The sequence below is a fragment of the Lacticaseibacillus boliensis genome, from assembly GCF_054784775.1.
Genome location: NZ_BAAIHN010000016.1, coordinates 32,516 through 53,770 on the forward strand (window position 1 = coordinate 32,516; position 21,255 = coordinate 53,770).

Consider the following 21,255-nt stretch of genomic DNA (forward strand, 5'->3'; position numbering starts at 1 on the left):
GTACAGTGTCTCATGAGTAATAATATTGAGCATGATTTACGATAACAATTAGAAACCTATCAACTAATCTTTGGCTAACTTGATTGCATAATCGATTGCATTCTCTAGGCTAATTTCATTAGCAGTTCCTTTGAGTGACTGGTCGAACGCTGTACCATGATCCACAGACGTACGAACGATTGGTAGCCCGAGGGTGATATTAACACCAGCAACACTATTCCAACGTTGTTTGACTTCGTCGTACTTAAAGCCTAAAAGTTTCAATGGAATATGGCCTTGGTCATGGTACATTGCAACAACAATATCATACCAACCACCAACGGCTTTAGGAAAAATCGTATCCGGCGGGACCGGACCTTCCACGTTGATACCCTCAGCCTTGGTCTGGTTGATGGCTGGGATGATTTCCTCGGCTTCTTCCGAACCAAACAGACCATTTTCACTACTATGCGGATTCAAGCCAGCAACCCCTATTTTGGGTTCTGCAATTCCTAAACGTTTACAAGCATCATTAGCAATACGAATGACTTCAGCAACACGAGGCTTTTTCACCAAATCACACGCTTCACGCAATGAAACATGCGTCGAGTTATGAACTACACGGACATTACCGTGTGCTAACATCATTGTATAATTCTTCGTATGCGTATAGTGTGCATATATCTCGGTGTGACCAGCAAAATGATGGCCAGCTAGATTCATCGCTTCTTTATTCAGTGCATTGGTAACTGTTGCATCAACTTGCTTATCCATCGCTAGATCGATCACTTTTTTTACGTAGGCAAATGCAGCATTCCCAGCCATCTTGCTGACGACACCGAATTTCAATTGGTTAACATCAACCAGCCCCATATCTAACACATCCATGGTACCAGGTCTAAACAGGGCTTCAGATACCGAATTGATGATGTGTAACTTGATCTTTCGATCAGGCAACACTTCCATGACTTTATTTAAGACTGACGCATCACCAACGAGCAAGGGACGGCAACGTTCAAACAATTTCGGGTTCTGAAATACTTTCAACGAAATCTCGGGGCCGATGCTTGCCGGATCGCCCATCGTGATTGCAACAATTGGCTTTTCCATTTTTTTCGCTTCCTACTTTACAAAATATTCTGAGTAAAATTTATGCAACGTTTTGACCAACGCCGCCTCAGCTTCTTCTGAGAGATAGTTGAATGGTGCACGAGTTGACCCAACTGGATAACCGATAATGTTGGTGCTGCGTTTGATAATGGTGTTTGGGTTCCCCAGTTTGAAGCAATTGCGCAACGGCCGAATCGAATCCTGTGCCGCTTTTGCACCCGCAAAGTCGCCGGCAACCCATTTCGTGTAAATTGAAACCATGACGGTTGGTAAAACATTGGCTACAGCAGTGATACCGCCAGTCCCGCCTGCTTGCAAAGTCCACAAAATCAAAGCGTCGTTGCCTGAAATTACAGAGAATTTCTTGTCCTTGGTCAGTTCAATGTATTGTAAAATATTATCAAAGTCACCACTAGAATCCTTTGCCCCAGCAATATGTGGTAGGTCTGCTAATCGAGCAACAGTTTGCGGCGCCAGTGCATTCCCTGTACGCGCAGGAATGTTGTACAACAAAATCGGTAATTCAACAGCGTCATTGATTGCTTTATAGTGGCGGTAAAGCTCTTCTTGAGAAGCCTGAGCAAATGATGGTGTAACAATCGATAAAGCGTCGACCCCAATCTCTTGCGCTTCTAAGGACAGTTGGATAGTTTCTTCAGTCGAGACGCATCCAGTGCCACCATAGACAATCACGCGGTGTGCTGCTTGATCCACTACAGTCTTCAAGACTTGGAGTTTCTCTTCGTGGCTCAAGATATAGCCTTCACCATTGGTCCCTAACGTAAAGATTCCATCGACGCCGGCAGCCACCTGCCGATCTACTTGATTACGAAGTTCTTTCAAATTAAGCTTGCCACTTTCATCCAACGGTGTCACCATCGCGGCAATAATACCATGTGCGATTTCTTTGGTCATATTTAAGCTTCTTTCTGTCAGTTATCCAAGAACGGTACGATAAATACTTTCAACGTCAATCCGCGAAAGCGGCTTACGATTATGCGCTAGTAACCGGGTCTGTGCCAGTGCGGAGTCCGTCAAGAAATCAAGATCATCGCCAGTGACACCGTATTGCGCCAAGCTGGTTGGAATCTCTACGGAAGCCACGATGTCAGTAATCTTAGAAATCATGAAATCAGCTTTAGCATCAGCGGTTTGTCGGTCATTGTCAGCAAAAACAAAATCAGCTAATGCTGCTAAGCGATCAACGATAGCATCCTTATTGAATTCCATGACCGACTTAAACAAAATCGCATTCGAGACTCCATGGGCGATATGGAATTTGCCACCAAGCGGATAGGACAACGCATGTACTGCTGTTGTCCCAGAGGCCGTGATGGCTACCCCACCGTAAAAAGCCCCCATGAGCAGTGCTTCGCGCGCTTTTACATTTGTCGGATCAGCATATGCGGGAATTAGGTTTTTAAAGATATACCGAGCACCAATTGCCGCGATATCATCACTAAATGCCGTTGCATTCTTAGCAGTGTAACATTCTACACAGTGACTCAATGCGTCGACAGCTGATGCTGCCAAAATAGATTTTGGTAACTTCTTGACATTGTTAACATCCAATAACACGAGGTCTGGCAACATAGCTTCAGATACAATCCCGAACTTCACTTGCTTTTCTGGAATTGTCACGATAGCATTGATGGTCGCCTCAGACCCAGTCCCAGCAGTAGTGGGAATCATCACTGTTGCGCATTGCTTTTTCGCAATATTGGCATTATCTAATAAATCTTTGATTGTGTAATTCGCACCACGTAACAACGAAATCAGTTTAGCAGCATCCATGACGCTCCCACCGCCGATAGCAATAATCGTACCGAAGTTGAACTGACTCACCTTTTGCAACAGCTCATCGACTTGTACATAGCTTGGCTCCGGCTTAATCTCGTCTTCAACCTGATAAGGAATCTTTTGTTCATCTAAGTATTGCACGATAGGTTCAGTCAGATGATTTTTTTCGATCCCTTTGTCTGTGAACAATAAGACACTTTTGTTAGTTTGGCTGGCCAGTAGTTCGCCAAGATGGGCAGTCAGTCCTTCACCTGCGTAAACGCTACGTGGCATCTTTAGAAATGCTTCTGTCATATTATTGTTTTCCCTCCATAACCCAGTTTTCGCTGAATTGCAAATATGCAATTGCTTGTCTGAAATATGTGAACGTGAGTGTTAATAATCCGTTGTTGGCTTGCTTGATTGACGGATAAGAAAATTCACGATTTTTCTTATTTTTCGAGTCGTTCGTTAATGCAAATCCATCTCCAACTGCCACATCACGTTGGAAAGGCCATGTCAGCCCACCATCTTCTGACAGTGCAATAGTCATCGGTGCGCGTGGTGCCCCCCAAAATGCGCGTGGACCTTCTGTAGCATCTTCAGCATCCTTGGCCTCTAGCCCATCACTATATAAGGAAGTTCGACGCACAGTTGCATCCTTAGCACTAGCATTATTGAAAGCAATAGCAATGTTTCCATCTTCAAGAACTGTGAATTGAATTGAAGAATTATTGTTTGGCAAACTCGTTTTTTGTGGTTTACTCCAATGCTTTGCATCCTTGGAGACACTACGATAGATATTGTCTGCCCAGCGACTCCGATAAAAGGCAACATAACCACCATCATGCAGTTTTGCAATATTCATATGCACACACCCAAGACTGTCGGGTACGACAAACTCTTGCCAACTTTTACCGTCATCATTAGTGACAAGCACCGCACTGTAGTCGTAACTACCGTCCCAAGGCTTGCCATCATCCTTGATGACGCAATGAAAAATTGGTAAAACCCACTCACCAGCATCTGTGACCAACATTTCTTGTCGAATAAACAAGCCGACCATATCGGGTGAATCAAATAGCGGCGCCTCTTTTCCCCAAATATGACCATCATCCCTTGAAACCCGATATTTGATGACTGCGGTATCTTGATTGCCACCATCCTGTGTAGTAAAGAGCAACCACAAATCACCGTTTGGAGCATCAAAGAACATCGGATTCTGATCAGAACGACCAGGGTTATTCGACATTTTTACAGGTGCAGACCACTCTCCTTCAGATAAGCGGGACATGTAAACACTGATATCCCCCATTCCTTCTTGAGTGCCAGAGAACCAGGTACACAATACATCACCATTTGGACGCATCAGCAAGTTAGAAGCATGACTTTGAATGCCAGATTTTGGTAATGTCATCACAGTCGGAAAGGTGCTCGTTAAACTATCTTGTAAAGCCATGATTATTTGCTCCCTTCATTGGGCTCGCTGACGATTTCTGGTTTCGGTTTGTTACTCTTGAATATTCTATCCCAAAGGGCACACAGTGCCATAAATAGCATCGGTGCAAAGATTGAGATATAGATGTTGTCGATTCCGAACGGATTTCCTAATAAGAACCAGACAGTTGCCCAAACCGTGGTCCCGACCAAAGCAATGTTAGCACTCTTGGTAGTGCCAAAGTAAGGAAGATAAAAACCAGCTAAGGCAACTACAGTGATGGACATGCGCATTGCTTTACTAAAGAAGGAAATGGAAAGGATCTGTGGAGCGGCAAAAGCAAAGACTAACGGAAGAAATCCAATGATAACGGATAAGATACGGGTCATCCGCAACTGTTGCTTTGGTTCAGGATGGCGCATCGGAACGTAGAAGTCATCCACCACCAGCGCAACTAATCCTAAAGCAGTTGCAGAAACACTAACAAAAACAGATGCGACTAAAGCGGTGGCGACGAATCCTGCTACCCATACATTCATATGGGTCAAAAATACAGGCAAGGCATAGAGGCTGTTCAGCTTTGGAAACATGAATTTTGCAGCAACTCCAATCAGCCCGATTGCGATTGCCAATGGAATAAACAGTCCTGCAGCTAGGAAAGAAGCATGCTGAGCAGACTTAGCACTCTTTGCAGATGAAATTGCTTGAACCAAGAACTGAGTGGAGAAAACCGCACCGATTGTTGTCAGTATCCAGCCAATAATTGTCGACCAACCGACATGTCCACTCAGGGTAAAGTAGAAATGTGGCATTTTTGTGATCATCGGACTCAAGCCATGAGTCATGACTAAGGCTACAGCTAAAGTCACCAATATTCCCATGTATTTAAAGAAAGTATGGATGACACTGACGTAAGCAACACTCTTCATCCCTCCGAAAGAGAAATAGATTGTGCTGACGATACCAACAAGTATCATGGCAACGGGCAACTTAATGCCAAGAATTTGTACCAATACGCCGGCACCACTCAAGTAATTCCCGACGTTTACTAGGAACAGCGCGTAAATCATGATTATCGACACAATAATCTTAGTAGACTTCCCATATTGTTTCTCAATTGCACTGGAAATCGTGAACCCACCACTACCATATAGACGCTTAACGAAGAACAATCCATATAAAACGAACCCGATAACTGCCGCGAAAATTGCCCACGCAGCAGCTATGCCACTACTAAATGCTGATTGAGCACTGCCGACTGTCGACTGAGCACCAATGTATTCAGACATTAGCAAGATCCCTAAAACAACTGTTGGAATCTTGTTGCCCGCACGCATGAAATCATCATTAGTCTTACCACCCCAGCGAATACTGAGATAGCCAGTAATCAGAATGTACACAACAATCATCCCCATGATGATCACTGTATCTCCTGTGCTTAACAAATGCATAGTTGTCGCCTCCAAATATCAAGAAATGCTCTGTTTACGACATTTTAATTTTTTGAACGCGTATAATATCAGACGATCTTCACCGAAAGCCCCTGCCTTTGTAATCATCGGTAAGCCGTCAAACTCCCCCCCAACGACATCCATCATCGGGATCCCTGGTGCAATTTCATAAAGCACTCTTGCACCAACAGCTTTACTAATGTTCAATAAGCCTTTCGCTGTTTCCCCGCCAGAGATGAAAACGCCAGCAGTTGCAACGTGTAACAACACTTGCCGACAAATCCCCGATAATACATTTTGAATGACGCCATTAGCTTGATTTGCCGGAACTCCATTTGCTTTTAAAATCGAGAGCGTATTTGCCACTTCACTACGTTGATAAGAAGCAGATGACATCAATACCACGTCTTTGCCTTGACGCAAAGCTTGCATCGCTTGATCGACATATGTTTTATAGGTGCCCTGGATATACGCCTGATAGATTGGAATGTTGATTAGTTTTATTCCGTTCTCTTCGGCGATGTGTAGTTGTTTGCGGGTAACAGCGCTGACACTTCCAATCAGCGCTAATGCTGGTTTAATCGTATATTGCGTTGCCAACATTGCTCTCATCAGGCCTGCGGAGCCAACCCATAATATGCGCTTCCCGGTCGAAGTTGCAGCGTCCACGATACGCTCCAAGTCGTCATTGGTTTTCGTATCAAAAACGCAATAACGATGATTAACTCCAAGAGTAAAATCAGATTTTCGGATCTGATTGACCGTGTGAAGATGGATTGTTTGATCTGGAAAAGCCTGCTGCATCAATTCACGAATGTCATCAGTAACGATTGGCTTCAACGGATCCTTTGCAAAATCAGTCTTGCTACCAGGCACATTATCAACGAATAGTTCGCCATTGCGAATTTCACGTCTTGCATCAGGCAGTCCAGGAGCAAATACAATCACGTCAGGTTCCATTATTTCTGCTAACGCCCGAATTTCGACGGCAATATTGCCACGAAGTGTTGAATCAACTTTCTTGACTACAAATTGATATTGTGAAAGTGGAATCTGCGCGGCAAGCTTTTGCAGAGATGCTTGTGCTTCCTGACCAGATGCATTACGCGTTTCCGTATCAATTACCATCGCTTCAGGACTATTGGAATCTGGTACGAAGCGAACGTTGACGTCTAATCCAACATCTGCAAGCTGTACACCGGTATCATTGGCACCGGTAAAATCATCAGCAATGATTAAGTATTTCTTCAAAGTATCGTCACCTACCTCCTCACCAGCTAAAAAACCGAAGCTTTTTAGATAAGATGATTATTGCAGATACCTAGGAGACTGCCATCAATCACCTTACGAGTTTAATGATAGCGATATCTCGAATTGACTGAGATTACGAAAGCGTTTAAAATTGAATCAAATACAAAAAAAAGCGATTACATTTCCAGAGGCAGGTTGTTTATGTTCAATTTTGAAACGAGGCGCTTAATATGACCTTTGAGATTCTTTGCGTTTCACCTTATGAGGGACTCAATAACTTGATGCAGAGCTTGTGTCATCCGTATTCAGAAACTGGTGCACTCTATAATTTTACGTTCTTACGTTATGACCTCCACGATGATGCAGCAATCCTGCAAGCAAAGCTGGACATGCATCCTTGGGACTTAATTATTTCTCGTGGCGGGACCGCCGCAATGATCCGTAGTAGATCTACAGCTCCAATCATTGACATTGGTCTTTCGCAATACGATTTGCTCAACGTAATCCAGTCGACCCAACATCTCAATCATGCAGCATTAGTGGCGTATGCTAATATTAGCGAGAATACCCGTCAGTTAATCAATGGTGATCGTGCTCGCTTGCCACTATATTCGGTTGAGAAACCGACTGACCTCCCTCCCCTATTCGCACAGTTACATACCCTTGATATAAATACAATCATCTGTGACGCCGGTATTGAACCGCGGGCAAAAGAATCCCATTTTAACACTCTGCTGATTACGTCCAGCCGAGAAAGCGTCAGCCAAGCTCTAACACATGGCCTGATGTTATTAGAGTCACAAGAGCACAATCTAAGTTTGATCAATACATTGAAACAGTATTTATCACTACAAAAAAAAGATGTTGTTTTAATTAACGCTGACTATCGACAGATATTTTCCACCGGGCTGCCAAGTCAAGATAAATCACTCGCACAAACGATGTTCAGTACCTGGCGGCGAAAAAACCGATTCATTGAGTATCAAGGCAACCACTACGAACTCGATGTATGTACCCCATCTGATGGGTACATAGCATTGACGTTACATCATTTCATCCGACCAACAGCAGAGAAATTGCTGATGGACATCGATACACCAGGTATCGGAAACGCCTTTGAACAATATTTTCGAACAATTCAAGATGAGAGCTTCTTTACAACATTGAAAAACTTGAGTAAGAGTCATCAGCCGGTGATGCTGATTGGCGAGAACGGAACCGGTAAGATGTACGTAGTATCGTTATTACATCGCACTTCCCTGTACACTGATAGGCAACCCATCTTCATCGATTCTTCAGACCATAGTACCTTAAGGACGCTCTTATCAGATGACGGTTCTGCACTTTATGACTCGGGTCAGATGATTGTAATCAAAGACTACAACTTTGCCAGCGCAGTCGATCAGCAGACATTATTTGATTTTGTCACGCAAACTCGACTATTTGATCGAAACCTGGTTGTATTCACATTGACTCAAGCAGCCACTGATGGACTGACAACTTGTCAGAGGCAACTGATGCATCATGCTCGGACGCTTATCTTACCCCCACTTAGACAGGTCACAGGAGAACATCTCTCGGCAGTGCTCACATCAATCATTAACGAATACAACCGCAAACAAGGCTCAAATATCATCGATATTGCTGATATGGCCCTTGACAGTCTACTTCAAGCACCCTGGCCTGGAAACTTTTCCCAATTTTATCGGCTCGTTAACCAAGCATTAACAGCTACCGATGGTGCTCAACTCAAACCCCAAGCAATTCGCTTTGCATTCTCTCAGGCTGATGCTCAGATGCAACTACAAGTTCATTCAGTCGCACATAAAGACTCTACAATCACTCAAGTACAGCCGTTAAATACAATCATTCATAATGCTGTCGTTGATGCTCTAGACCATAATAACGGTAAACGCGCACTGACGGCGGAACAACTTGGGATTAGCAGGGCGACTCTTTGGCGATATTTGAAACACGATTAATCATGCGTTACAGATTGCAACAAGATCAAGTAGTAACTCCCCATCAATACGGTCTATCCTGAATGTATATTTGAGGAGGAACCATTATGATAGTTACTAATCTTGATTCTGCAATAGCAACATTAATGGGACAAAACTACGCCTTACGCAAAGCACTATCTTTTCTACGAACACAGCCGTTGTCCAACCTAAAAGTTGGGCGATATAATATCGATACTAATATTGACATCTTTGCAAACATCCAAGAATATGTCACAAAATCTGAGGCCAATGGTCGATGGGAGAGCCATCGACGCTATATTGACTGCCAGTTCATTGTTTCTGGATCAGAGTGTATCCGTGTACTACCGGCAACCACGCTTACTGTAAAGACAGACGCAATATTAATAAAAGATGCATACTATTATGCCAAACCAGCCGTTCAAGCAGCATCAACTCTGATTCTTACTCCTGGCGACTGCGTCCTGCTATTTCCACAAGATGCGCACGAAGCGTGTCTAAAAACGACGACCATCAGTCAAGTAAAAAAGGTTGTCGTTAAGATTCCCGTGTCGGCCGTTTTGAAATGAAATAATCCTTAACATGTTAATATGAACACGTTAAGGATTATTTTAACTAAACGAATCTTCAGGCAATGATAACTACGTCTCTTAAAATAAAAATAGCCTTCCATCACAATCCAGTATCATTATCGTGATGAAAGGCTATTTGTATGAAGATTTAGCGTAAATTTTTAAAACAATGCTTATTGCTGTATCTTTGCCAACACCACTTGAGCGCAAAGAAACTATTGCATCAGCTTCCCACCGCTCAGATTAACGATAGATCCAGTAAACCATCCAGCACGATCAGACAGCATAAATTCGACGGCAGCTGCGACTTCTTTAGGCTCACCTAAGCGATGTAAAGGTACCTTGTTATACATTTTATCGCGATAGTCTTGTGACCATTGATTAGTCATTTCGGTCGCGATGGGACCACACTGGACTGCATTGACACGAATGTGATCCGCCGCAAATTCCAAAGCAAAATGTTTGGTCAGGTAGTTTAGTCCGGCTTTACTAGCGCCATAACTTGCTGCAGCATTTGGATGTGGCGTCACACCATTAGCGGAAGTGATGTTCACAATTGCCCCGTTTTGTTGCTTAACCATTACCCGCAAAACCGTTTGCGAAACGATAAATGCCCCTGTGAGATTGACTTTGATGACCATTGCCCAATCTTCAAGTGGGGTCTCCAAAGTCTTGGTTCGCTTCATCATCCCTGCGTTGTTAACCAATGCATCGATATGACCAAATTTTGCCACGGATTCATCAACCAAGTTTTGCGTAAAATCTGGGTCTGTAATATCGCCAGCCTTGGCGTAACAACTGCGTCCCATTGATGTGACTGCTTGTTCAACTTCTTTTAATTCATCAGACTCAAGCCCAGTGAGCACCATATCATACCCAGCCTGCGCCAAGTCCAATGCAATCTGTTTGCCAATACCTTGTGAACTTCCTGTAACTAATGCTACTTTTGCCATTTTACTGCGCCTCCTGTATTCGCTTACATACATAATAGCCAGTATGCTCTCGAAAGTGCTATCTATAAAGATTTCAAAATTAAACGAAGCAGACAATATTCTCAAATTTTGCGCGTCCAGTTTCAATTCGAAACAATTCTTCTGTCCCTCAACTGGTGATAGCAATATACGCCAACACCTACTGACTATAGATTTGCGTTTTATTAGTCAAGTTCGTCTTATATGAGTAAGCCACTGTAAACCGTTCAGGAACAAAGCTTCTCTCCAAAGCATCATAAACTGCGAGTCACGCACTGTACCTAATAACCTCGACACGACCAACAAATTCAACATGTGGTGGGCGCGTTCAGTCACTAGTGTCGATGCACCTACAGGTTAACAATATTATTCACGTTTCAGGTCGCCATTTATTTGACACCCAATTAATCAGTCCTAAAACGGCTGGGTTTAGCAACGCTGAATACAAAAGGACGCCTGAAATTCACCATGAATTTCAAGCGTCCTTTGGTTTTGCATTGGTGTTTACTTGTTGGTAAGACCGTACTTCTTGTTGAAGCGATCAACACGGCCGTCAGCCTTGTTGAACTTCTGCTTCCCGGTGTAGAACGGATGGGAATCGGAAGTTACTTCGACACGAACTAATGGGTAGGTTTTGCCGTCTTCCCATTCAACGGTTTCGCTGGAACCCTTGGTAGAACGGGACAAGAACTTGAACCCGGTCGAAGAGTCCATGAAAACAACTTCGTGATAATCTGGATGGATACCTTGCTTCATAATGTTTTTCTCCTTTGCCCTAAGCCATTGCCTGACCTAGAGAGATATTTGTCGATGCTCAACCGCAAAATTATATCACGCCTAGCCCATGCTTGCAACTTCAGTGTCTTCGACAATCTCGACGTCAGCACCCAGCCCATGCAACTTCTTGACGACACGATCATAACCGCGGAGGATATGTTCAACTTGCGTGATTGTCGTGGTGCCTTCCGCCATCAAGCCGGCGATCATTAAACAAGCCCCGCCGCGGATTTCTCCGGCAGCGACCTCGGTACCTTGCAACTGATCCGCATGATGCAAAATAATCACATCGTTTTCAACGGTGATGTCAGCCCCCATCCGGATCAGTTCCGGAACGTGCCGCACTCGCTTAGGGTAGATCGTATCAACGATGATGCCTTCGCCTTTGGCCTTGAGTAAAAGCGGTGTGATCGGTTGCTGAAGGTCAGTCGCAAAGCCCGGATATGGCATCGTCTTAATTTGGACCATCCGTAAGTCACCGGACGGGTATACAAAGATGCTGTCTTCGCCAACATCCATCACCACGCCCATCTCTTCGAGTTTGGCGAGGAAAGAATCCAAGTGTTCCGAGATGATGTTCTTGACGTTGACGCCATCACCAACTGCCGCCGCCATCGCCAAGTAAGTCCCTGCCTCAATACGATCAGGAATGATTGTGTGCGCGTTATGTGCGCGCAACTCGGGCGTGCCTTCAATACGGATAACGTCGGTACCGGCGCCACGAATCGTCGCCCCCATGTTATTTAAATACGTTGCCAAGTCAATGATTTCGGGCTCTTTAGCCGCGTTTTCCAACACGGTCTGCCCTTTGGCAGTCACCGCAGCCAAAATAATGTTGATCGTCGCGCCAACGGAAACCATATCTAAAAAGATCCGTGCCCCATGCAAACCTTCTTTAGGGGCCCGTACAGCGATCGCTCCGTGTTCATTCGACACGGTCGCACCCAACGCTTCAAAGCCTTTGATATGCTGGTCGATCGGACGTGGCCCAATATCATCACCACCAGGCAATGCCACAATGGCCTTGCCAAAACGCCCTAGTAGCGCCCCCATAAAATAATATGAGGCGCGCAAAGACTTGATTTTGCCATCAGGTAACGGCACGTCTTTAATATGCGTCGGATCGATTTTCAACACGCAATCTTCGAAGGTTGAATGCACGTTCATGGCTTCGAGAATATCCATTAAATTATAGACATCCTGAATTTGCGGTACCGAATCTAAAGTGACTGGTGTCCGCGATAAAATAGCCGCTGGGATCAAGGCCACCGTACTATTTTTTGCACCGCCAATGACAACCGAACCCGAGAGCTTCTTGCCCCCGTGAATCAGCATTTTCTTCATGTCGTTATTCCTCACTAACACGTTCACTGTATGCTTGGCTGAAGCTGACCACCATTACGCTTCATTGGCGCGCCGAACACGCGCATTCGTTCACTGGTAGGCTAACGACACAAGCGCCGTTATAAGAAACACATTCATCGTTTAATTCTAATGAAGTTATGAACAAAAAACAAGCTCGAATCCAACGAATCCCGCGCTTGAAGCGTTATCTTAAAAAAACCTCAGCAGGAACTAACCAGACACAAATCAAGGTAACCGATTACCTCACCTTTATCGTTTGCAACTTAGCCGGTATTCTCTGCGCCAACAACAGAATACGCCAGCACGCAACTATTCTGCGCACTGGCGTATGTCTATCATATCAAACCGTTGAGCTCAGCGATTACTTGAAATCCCCTGCAGCTTGGATGAAGGACTTGAAGAGTCCTTCTGGCTTGTTTGGCCGAGATTGGAATTCGGGATGGTATTGCGCCGCAACGAAGAACTTGTTCTTCGGGAGCTCGATGACTTCCATCAAACGGTTGTCAGGAGATACCCCTGAGAAGACCATACCGGCATCTTCCATCGCTTGGCGATACTTGGTGTTGAATTCATAACGATGGCGGTGACGCTTTTGAATCTCTTTAGCGCCATCGTATGCCTTGGCTGCCACAGAACCTTCCTTGAGTTCGCAAGGATACAGGCCAAGACGCAAGGTGCCACCAAGGTTTTCGACGTCGACTTGGTCTGGCATCAGCCAGATCACAGGGTTTTTGGCGTCTGGTTCGACTTCCGCACTGGCAGCATCCTTGATGCCAAGCACATTGCGAGCAAATTCGATCGAAGCCATTTGCATCCCTAAGCAGATCCCCAAGAATGGGACGTTGTGTTCACGCGCATAGCGGATCGCCGCGATCTTGCCTTCAAGGCCACGATCACCGAAACCGCCTGGTACCAAGATACCATCTGCATCCCCGAGCAATTCGTCAACGTTATCGTCGGAAACATCTTCAGCTTGGAAGGTCGCGATCTCAACGTCGGAATCCCAGTAGTAACCAGCATGCTTCAACGCCTCGGAAACCGAGATGTACGCATCCTTGAGCGCAACGTATTTCCCGACCAGCGCGATCTTCACCTTATGATCGAGGTTTTGGACCTTATGCAGCAACGCGCTCCATTCGGTCATGTCAGCGGCCGGCACGTCGATCCCAAAATGATCGAGGACCCGTTGATCCATGCCTTGGGCTTGCATTGCTAACGGAATGGAATACAGGCTCTTCGCGTCGCGAGATTCAATGATCTCGTTTTCCTTAACGTCCGTGAACAGCGCGATCTTTTGTTTCATGGATTCCGTGACCGGCTTTTCCGTCCGCAAGATCAACATGTTTGGCTGGATCCCGATGTTACGCAGTTCCTTAACGGAGTGTTGCGTCGGCTTGGTCTTCATTTCACCGGCTGCTCGCAAGTACGGCACCAAGGTGGCATGAATGTAGTACGTGTTTTCCGCACCGACGTCATTTTTCATCTGACGAATGGCTTCCAAGAATGGTTGTGATTCGATATCCCCAACGGTCCCACCGATTTCGGTGATGATCACATCGGAATCCGTTGTCTTGGCTGCCCGCATGATCTTTTCTTTGAGCATGTTGGTGATGTGTGGGATAACCTGTACGGTCGCCCCAAGATATTCGCCTTTACGTTCCTTGTCCAAAACTTCAGAGTAGATCTTCCCAGTGGTGACATTACTATACTTGTTCAAGTTAATGTCGATGAAGCGTTCGTAGTGGCCAAGATCCAAATCCGTTTCCGCACCATCGTCGGTAACAAAAACTTCCCCGTGTTGATAAGGGTTCATCGTTCCTGGATCGACGTTGATGTACGGATCGAATTTTTGGATCGTTACCTTCAAGCCGCGGTTCTTCAACAGTCGGCCAAGACTGGCTGCCACGATCCCTTTGCCAAGCGAAGACACAACGCCACCGGTAACAAAAATATACTTGGTCATGTGATAACTCCTTTTGTTTTGATTGACGGGAAACGTGCTCCCCGCTGCTGCCAACGATACTCCCTCACGCTTACAACGACGGCGGCTCACGCGCTAAAAACAAAAACAAGCTCCCCATCGTACGACAGGGAGCTTGTAACCGTTATGCTTCACTATGAATAGTAAAGCGCCCAAGCAGTATAATAACGAAAATCCCCCAAGGCGTCAACCCTTGCTTCACAAGTGATTTGGTGCGCATGTCCGCAAACCACAAAAAAACCGGCCGAGGCCGGTTACGTTGTTATGCTTTGTCGTCATCATCCGAATCAGAATCATCGTCATCGTCGTCGTCATCGTCGTCGCCAAATTCAGCGAGTTGTCCTTCGATGCCGTCTGGCAATGCGTCTTCTTCGTCGTCACCGTCAGCGTCTGCTGCGTCGTCGAAATCATCGGCGGCAGCGTCATCATCGTCGTCGGCGTCGTCAAAATCATCGTCTTCCGGATCGTCGTCGTTGTAGTCGATGACATCATCGTCATCGCCAGCATCTGCCAAGAAGGCGTTGACCTTCTTGCGCTTCTTACGACGCGGGGCGTCGTCTTCTTCGTCGTGCTGGTTCACTTCTTCGTCCACCGATTCGTATGGGTACCAAGCGCGCAGGCCCCAAACGTTGTCGCCTAACGAGATGAAGGAGCCGTCTTCGTTGAGGTCGGTATAAAATTGCGGCAAACGATCACGAATCTCTTCATCACTCTTGCCAAGATACGTCTGAATCTCGTTAGCGATGTCCACGAAGGCCATGGTGTCGCCTTTTTCTTCGATAATGGCATGCGCCACCTCGATCATGGACAGTTCTGATTTAATCGCGTCGGCAAATACTTCGTCTAGTTTCAACCGGTACACGCCCTTTCCACAGTCTACTCCACATCATACCCGCTTACGCGGCAAATTGCAATCGCATGCGATAATTTCCGAGATGATCGCCGTTGGCAAACAATTCATATTCGACGTAGATCTCACCAGCCAGTGGCTCTTCAGTCAAGCGGACGTCCAGACGTGGCGTCACGGTTTCGACGGGTAAGATGCCATAAGGGGTACGATAGCGCGTCAAGATCCGCTTCTCGTTGGCAAAATGTAGCTTCAATTGCGTATCGTCTTCACTGCCACCACGGGTCAGCTGGATATCACCATCTCCGCGCAGCTTGAGCGTCACCGGATAATTTGTTCCTTCTTCTTCGTTGATCTCCCGATAACGGATATATAACGTATCGTTGAGTTCAACCAAGCTGCCCAATTCATCAAAAACGTGTTCCTCGGTTTCTCCCTCTTGGGTCACGTAGGTCTGTAAATGAATGTTGACCGGGATTCCACGCGTTAAGTCCATGGCGATACTTCCTCTCATATAGTTTCTTCACTATTATAACGTATTGAACACAACCCGCACATTATCCATTATAATAGAGTCAACTCAATTTTTGAAAAAGGCGGCTTATCATGCAACTTCGCGACTTCACCGCTGAACAACCGATCGGGTTGCTCAGTCAACACTTTACGCCTGATCACAACCTCGACAGTTTTGCGTATACCAACGCCTTCTTGCGGCGGCCAGTCGCATTACCGCCGGTGTTCGCCCATTTTTGGACACTGGAACACACGGTCATCCTAGGCATGCAAGACTTGCGCATGCCGGAACTCGAAGCTGGCTTGACCGCCCTTGGTGACTGGCACTATTTTATCCGTAATTCCGGTGGCTTAGGCGTCGTGACCGACGATCAGGTCTTGAATTTTAGCCTTTTCCTGCCTGCCAGCGACCTGTCGATCGCCGCGGCCTATCAGCTCATGGCGGACCTGATCGCCGCGTCGCTACCGGAAGTGACGGTGACGACCGGGGAAATCACACGGTCGTACTGCCCGGGTACCTACGACTTGAGCATCAACGGCCAAAAATTCGCCGGCATCGCCCAGCGCCGCACCAGCCAAGGTATCGCCATCATGGCCTACCTATCCGTCTGCGGTGATCAAACCGCGCGTGGTCGGCTGATGCAAGACTTTTACACCAACGGTAAGGCGACAACTGCACCGAAGTTCCACTATCCTGTGGTCGATCCGCGATCCATGAATAGCCTCGACACCTTGTTGGCCCTCCCGCTCACCGTCGGCCTGCTCCAGTCCCGCTTGGTACACGTTCTTGAAGGCCAAGGTGTCGTCGACCCGCTAGCCTTGACGACCGCGTTGCAACAGCCCGGATTTGAACCCGCGCTAGCGACTGCGAGGAGCGATATGCAAGAACGTCAGGAGGCGCTACATGCCTAACACTTTATTGCCACGTGAAAAAGTTTTTCGTGATCCCGTCCACAACTATATTCACGTCAGACACCGCATTACCTTGGAATTGATCAACACCCCTGAATTTCAGCGATTGCGCCGGATCAAACAGCTCGGGGTCTCGTCGCAAGTGTTTCAAGGCGCGGAACACTCACGCTTCACCCACTCGCTGGGGGTTTATGAGATCACCCGCAAGATCTGTGATAACTTCGTCGCCAATTACCCGGAGCAATGGGATGACAGCGAGCGCTTGGTCGCCTTGTGCGCGGCGTTACTCCACGATATCGGCCACGGACCCTATTCGCACACCTTCGAGCACATTTTCAACACCGACCACGAGGCGATCACGCGCCGCATTTTGTTGGACGAAAGCACTAACGTCAACCGTATCTTGCGCGAAGTCTCGGCAGCATTCCCGGCGCAAGTTGCCAGCGTTATCGACCACACCTATCCTAACCCCCAAGTCGTGCAGATGATCTCCAGCCAGATCGATGCCGACCGGATGGATTATCTGTTGCGCGACGCGTACAACACCGGCACCAACTACGGGTTGTTTGATCTGACCAGGATCTTGCGCGTCATGCATCCTTACGCTGACGGCATCGCGTTTGACGCCAACGGCATGCACGCGGTGGAAGACTATATCGTCAGCCGGTTCCAGATGTATCAGCAGATCTACTTCCATCCCGTTTCCCGCGGGATGGAGGTGATTCTCGCTCACCTGCTGGCCCGGGCCAAAACCTTATATGAGGCTGGTCGCTTCGATACCAGCTTCAGCCCGCGCCTCTTGATCCCGTTTTTTGAAGGCCAGTTTGATCTCAAAGATTATCTGCGTCTTGATGATGGCGTCTTGAACACCTACTTCACCTATTGGTTGGATTATCCAGACCCGATCTTGCGTGATTTCGCCGACCGCTTCTTGTCGCGCCGGCCGTTGAAGTCGGTGACATTCACCGATCAAACCGCCAGCTTGCTACCGACACTACGACAGCTCGTCAACGACGCCGGCTTTGATCCGGAATATTACACCGCAGAAAACGACTCGTTTGATTTGCCATACGATGCCTACGATCCCTCAAGCGCCAACCCCAAGACCCAAATCGAGATCATGCAGCTTGACGGTTCTTTAGAAGAACTCTCCACGCAATCGCCGTTGGTTGCTGCCATCTCTGGGCGCATGACCGGCGACAAACGCTTCTATTTTCCTAAGATCATGCTGCGACACGGCGGTGACCTGTTCGCCGCCACCTACGCCCAATTTCAACGTTACTTGCTCAATGGGGCATTGATCGCCTCGAGCACCCATTAAGAAAGGATTCCCAATGAGTATTCGCCTGATCGCCATCGACATGGATGGCACCCTTTTGAATGAAAACAGCGCCTTGACGCCAACGACCATCGCCACCGTCAAGGAAGCCAAGACTCGCGGCATCAAGATCGTTTTATGCTCAGGTCGACCACTGACCGGCCTGCAACCATTCTTCGAACCTTTGGGCCTGACAGAACCAGGCGACTACGCCATCACCTACAACGGGGCTATGGTGCAACGTGCCGACACCGGCGAAGTCTTGTTACAACATTCACTGACCTATCAAGAGTTTGTCGAGCTGACCAACCTTGCCACCAAACTTGGCGTCCACTCTCACGCTGAAGACGAAGCACGCATGTACACACCAGACCGCGACATCTCCCGCTATTCCGTCCGCGAGTCGTATCTCGTCAACATGCCATTGTCTTACCGGCAGCCAGACGAATTTCCCGAAGACAAGCGCTTCGCCAAGGTCATGTACATCGACGAACCCGATTTTTTGGCCAAAGTCCAAACCAAGATTCCCCAAGACTTCTTCGACCGCTATTATTTCGTCAACTCCGAACCGTTCTTCTTAGAAGCGCTGAATAAACAGGCTTCAAAAGGCAACGCGGTCAAAGACCTCGCCGCCAAGCTCGGTTACAGCTTAGATGAAGTCATGGCAATCGGCGATCAAGCCAACGATCTCCCTATGATCCAAGTTGCCGGCACCGGCGTCGCCATGGGCAATGCCATCCCCGAAGTCAAAGCTGCCGCCAAAGTCCTCACTGCGACCAACGCAGAAGACGGCGCCGCCAAAGCGATCCGCGACTACGCCTTCTAACGCCAATACTGACGCTGTCCGGCAACGTAAGTCCTCTTTGGGATGTCTTTTGGATGGTGGTATAGGTCGGGTTTGGTGTGTTCCGGCCCTTGAGATGGCTGGAACGGTGCGAGGCGCTCGGAAGCTAACTCAGGCAAAGCCTGAGTGGATCTTCCTCGACGCCTTTGTTGTAAGCGGCAAGCCGCTAACAACAATGCCGCGCCTGAGCCATCTCGGGCCTCCACACCCCAAACCCTGACGTTAGCGTCCGTCATCCCCAGAAGTGGCAATTTCTAAGAGAGTAGAAATGGATTAGTGGTGACCAACGAGTTGACCCGTTTGGCCATGACACCGAACTATCCTGATACATCGAATTCAGGGTGTGGGCGAAAGTGACGGAAGCAGGTCAATCTGACGTGGTGGCATCATTCTTGGCGACTTGTCGCCATAGAATGAGCGCAGGTGAAGATCCACTCGGAGCGTAGCGGAGAGTTAGCTTCACCGAGCACCGTCACTACGACTGATTGAAACCTGCTTCCGTCACTTTCGCCCACACCCGGCCTCGCCAATCAAAAAGGATCATCCGTAATGGACGATCCTTGGGTTCATGCTTTGCGGTTGAGCCATTGAGCGACACCCCAGCGGTGCGTTGGGCGCTTGAGTTGAGCGGTAGCTTCAGGAATCGGCATTAACATCAGCGTGTTGAAATCCTCTAGCGGCTCTGCCACCCGATGTAGATTGCTGCAGGCATAAAACGTAGCGGGATGGTAATACGCCGTCTTGCGGTGGTGGGAATAAAAATATTCTGAAGCGGTCCCGAGCTTCTCCCCGATTGTGACCGCCACGCCGAATTCTTCCAAAAGCTCGCGGTTGAGCGTTTCTTCATCGCTTTCGCCGGGCTCGACTTCACCGCCTGGCAAAAATAGCGCGTGGTTAGGCGCCCCCAAGATCAAGAGCCGTTTGCCGCTGGCATCGGGGATCACCCCGTAAACGCCGACACGTTTGTGATAATCAAGCTTTGGATCTTTGATACCAAACACTGGATCGTGTGTCATGATAATAACTGGCCTCCAAGTCATGAACTTTTTTCTCATTATACACTCACCAAAAACTTATTCCTAGGAGGAAGTGTCTCAATGCTCCCGAATCTGTTTGTCGTGCTGTTGCCGCTGATCTTATTCAGCGCCATCTTCGCCATCAGTTTCACCATTGAACCGCGGCGCCTGCTCAACGGCTGGTTGTTCAATCTGTGGTTGCTGGCGGCCTTGGCGACCGCCGCCATCTTGATTATCGGCTCCCGCAACCGGCTTTTGATCGCAGTGTCGGTCACGTTGTTTGGGATCGCCTTGTTGGTGGTGCTGGCCATGTTTGCCTTGCACCTGTTGTGGCTGGCGTGGAACGCGATCATCGTCTGGCGTCGGGAAAGCCACAGCCTCGGTAACATGCTGACCTTATTGTTGGCGCTGGGGCTGTTGTTGCTGGAAATCGGCGCGAGCTTTGGCCGCCAGTTCCTGCCGGATCCGTTATACAACGGGCTGGCCGTGTTCTTCACGCTGACGATCGGGTACGTCTTGGTGTCGCTGTATAACTTTTTGACAGTGCTCGTGCTTTATAACCTGCGCCCGCTGCGCCACAACAAGGACTACTTGGTCGTCTTAGGCGCCGGGTTGATCAACGGCGATGCCGTCAGTCCCTTACTCGCCGCCCGCATCAATGCCGGCATCCGCTTTTATCGCAAACAGCTTGCGCGAGGCCAACACGCCAAGCTTGTTTTTTCCGGTGGTCAAGGCGCTGATGAAAAGCTCCCAGAAAGCGTAGCAATGCAGCACTACGCCTTAGCGCAAGGCATCCCCGAACAAGATACGCTGATTGAAGACCGCTCGACGACCACGCTTGAAAACATGCGCTTTTCGGCCAAGGTGATCGCCGCTGACGGTGGCGGCAAGGTGGCTTTTTTCACCAACAATTATCACCTCTTCCGCGCCGGAATCTTCGCTAAAGCCGCCGGGCTGAATGCCAACGGCAAAGGCGCTGCGACCAGCTTTTATTTTCTGCCTAATGCCGTGATCCGAGAATACTTAGCCATGGTGCTTCTCCACAAGCGCCGGCATCTCGTCGCCTTCATCTTGATCACGCTGGCAGCCCTGAGCGTCGTGGGCGTCCAAGGCTTATTCTGATATACTGATTACAAAAGGGGGTTACAA

The 21,255-nt window shown here is 47.8% G+C and carries 19 protein-coding genes; 6 read left to right on the top strand and 13 right to left on the bottom strand.

Features of this window, described 5'->3' with window-relative positions; translation table 11 throughout:
• Positions 1–63: 63 nt before the first annotated feature.
• Genes pdxA through ACYVRB_RS08080 form a run of 6 tightly spaced genes read right to left on the bottom strand, consistent with a single transcriptional unit; the run spans position 64 to position 7,008 of the window.
• Positions 64–1,089 carry a 4-hydroxythreonine-4-phosphate dehydrogenase PdxA gene (gene pdxA, locus ACYVRB_RS08055; protein ID WP_461214644.1) on the bottom strand — a complete coding sequence of 342 codons (1,026 nt, stop codon included), beginning with the start codon at positions 1,087–1,089 and terminating at the stop codon, positions 64–66.
• A gap of 12 nt (positions 1,090–1,101) precedes the next feature.
• Positions 1,102–2,004, bottom strand: a complete 903-nt coding sequence (dapA, locus tag ACYVRB_RS08060) for a 4-hydroxy-tetrahydrodipicolinate synthase (protein WP_461214645.1) — start codon at positions 2,002–2,004, stop codon at positions 1,102–1,104.
• 21 nt (positions 2,005–2,025) lie between these two features.
• Entirely contained in the window at positions 2,026–3,183 is a 1,158-nt protein-coding gene (locus tag ACYVRB_RS08065) for an iron-containing alcohol dehydrogenase (RefSeq protein WP_461214646.1), read from the bottom strand.
• Position 3,184: 1 nt separating this feature from the next.
• A complete protein-coding gene (locus ACYVRB_RS08070) occupies positions 3,185–4,327 on the bottom strand; it encodes a sialidase family protein (RefSeq protein ID WP_461214647.1) in 1,143 nt (380 codons plus the stop codon).
• Between the two features lie 2 nt (positions 4,328–4,329).
• The gene (locus ACYVRB_RS08075) at positions 4,330–5,757 is read right to left on the bottom strand and encodes a sodium:solute symporter family protein (protein WP_461214648.1); all 1,428 of its coding nucleotides are present in this window, start codon (positions 5,755–5,757) and stop codon (positions 4,330–4,332) included.
• Positions 5,758–5,775: 18 nt separating this feature from the next.
• Positions 5,776–7,008, bottom strand: coding sequence for a four-carbon acid sugar kinase family protein (locus ACYVRB_RS08080; RefSeq protein WP_461214649.1), 1,233 nt, complete (start codon positions 7,006–7,008; stop codon positions 5,776–5,778).
• Positions 7,009–7,238: 230 nt separating this feature from the next.
• Between ACYVRB_RS08080 and ACYVRB_RS08085 the strand changes: the two genes are divergently transcribed.
• Positions 7,239–8,990: a PrpR N-terminal domain-containing protein gene (locus ACYVRB_RS08085; RefSeq protein WP_461214650.1), complete on the top strand. Its 1,752-nt coding sequence runs from the start codon at positions 7,239–7,241 to the stop codon at positions 8,988–8,990.
• A gap of 86 nt (positions 8,991–9,076) precedes the next feature.
• Positions 9,077–9,559, top strand: coding sequence for a NanQ anomerase/TabA/YiaL family protein (locus tag ACYVRB_RS08090; RefSeq protein ID WP_461214651.1), 483 nt, complete (start codon positions 9,077–9,079; stop codon positions 9,557–9,559).
• Between the two features lie 218 nt (positions 9,560–9,777).
• On the opposite strand, the gene ACYVRB_RS08095 is transcribed toward ACYVRB_RS08090, so the two are convergent.
• From ACYVRB_RS08095 to ACYVRB_RS08120, 6 genes are all read right to left on the bottom strand, one after another.
• Complete coding sequence (locus ACYVRB_RS08095) at positions 9,778–10,515, bottom strand: SDR family NAD(P)-dependent oxidoreductase (protein ID WP_461214652.1); 738 nt, start codon at positions 10,513–10,515, stop codon at positions 9,778–9,780.
• Between the two features lie 522 nt (positions 10,516–11,037).
• Positions 11,038–11,289, bottom strand: a complete 252-nt coding sequence (locus tag ACYVRB_RS08100; protein WP_461214653.1) for a type B 50S ribosomal protein L31 — start codon at positions 11,287–11,289, stop codon at positions 11,038–11,040.
• Between the two features lie 81 nt (positions 11,290–11,370).
• The gene (locus tag ACYVRB_RS08105) at positions 11,371–12,654 is read right to left on the bottom strand and encodes a UDP-N-acetylglucosamine 1-carboxyvinyltransferase (RefSeq protein WP_461214654.1); all 1,284 of its coding nucleotides are present in this window, start codon (positions 12,652–12,654) and stop codon (positions 11,371–11,373) included.
• Between the two features lie 382 nt (positions 12,655–13,036).
• Entirely contained in the window at positions 13,037–14,638 is a 1,602-nt protein-coding gene (locus tag ACYVRB_RS08110) for a CTP synthase (protein ID WP_461214655.1), read from the bottom strand.
• A 280-nt stretch (positions 14,639–14,918) separates the two neighbouring features.
• Positions 14,919–15,461 (bottom strand): DNA-directed RNA polymerase subunit delta, encoded by a 543-nt coding sequence (gene rpoE / locus ACYVRB_RS08115; RefSeq protein WP_461214671.1) that lies wholly within the window; start codon positions 15,459–15,461, stop codon positions 14,919–14,921.
• A 91-nt stretch (positions 15,462–15,552) separates the two neighbouring features.
• Positions 15,553–15,999 (bottom strand): YwiB family protein, encoded by a 447-nt coding sequence (locus tag ACYVRB_RS08120; protein WP_461214656.1) that lies wholly within the window; start codon positions 15,997–15,999, stop codon positions 15,553–15,555.
• 110 nt (positions 16,000–16,109) lie between these two features.
• Here ACYVRB_RS08120 and ACYVRB_RS08125 point away from each other — a divergent pair, with 110 nt between their 5' ends.
• Genes ACYVRB_RS08125 through yidA form a run of 3 tightly spaced genes read left to right on the top strand, consistent with a single transcriptional unit; the run spans position 16,110 to position 19,072 of the window.
• Entirely contained in the window at positions 16,110–16,928 is an 819-nt protein-coding gene (locus ACYVRB_RS08125) for a lipoyl protein ligase domain-containing protein (RefSeq protein WP_461214657.1), read from the top strand.
• Positions 16,921–18,249: an HD domain-containing protein gene (locus tag ACYVRB_RS08130; protein ID WP_461214658.1), complete on the top strand. Its 1,329-nt coding sequence runs from the start codon at positions 16,921–16,923 to the stop codon at positions 18,247–18,249. Before ACYVRB_RS08125 ends, ACYVRB_RS08130 begins: the two co-directional genes overlap by 8 nt.
• Before the next feature lie 13 nt (positions 18,250–18,262).
• Complete coding sequence (yidA, locus tag ACYVRB_RS08135; protein WP_461214659.1) at positions 18,263–19,072, top strand: sugar-phosphatase; 810 nt, start codon at positions 18,263–18,265, stop codon at positions 19,070–19,072.
• A 584-nt stretch (positions 19,073–19,656) separates the two neighbouring features.
• On the opposite strand, the gene ACYVRB_RS08140 is transcribed toward yidA, so the two are convergent.
• Positions 19,657–20,106, bottom strand: coding sequence for an NUDIX hydrolase (locus tag ACYVRB_RS08140; RefSeq protein WP_461214660.1), 450 nt, complete (start codon positions 20,104–20,106; stop codon positions 19,657–19,659).
• A gap of 81 nt (positions 20,107–20,187) precedes the next feature.
• Here ACYVRB_RS08140 and ACYVRB_RS08145 point away from each other — a divergent pair, with 81 nt between their 5' ends.
• Positions 20,188–21,228: a YdcF family protein gene (locus tag ACYVRB_RS08145; protein ID WP_461214661.1), complete on the top strand. Its 1,041-nt coding sequence runs from the start codon at positions 20,188–20,190 to the stop codon at positions 21,226–21,228.
• Positions 21,229–21,255 lie beyond the last annotated feature (27 nt).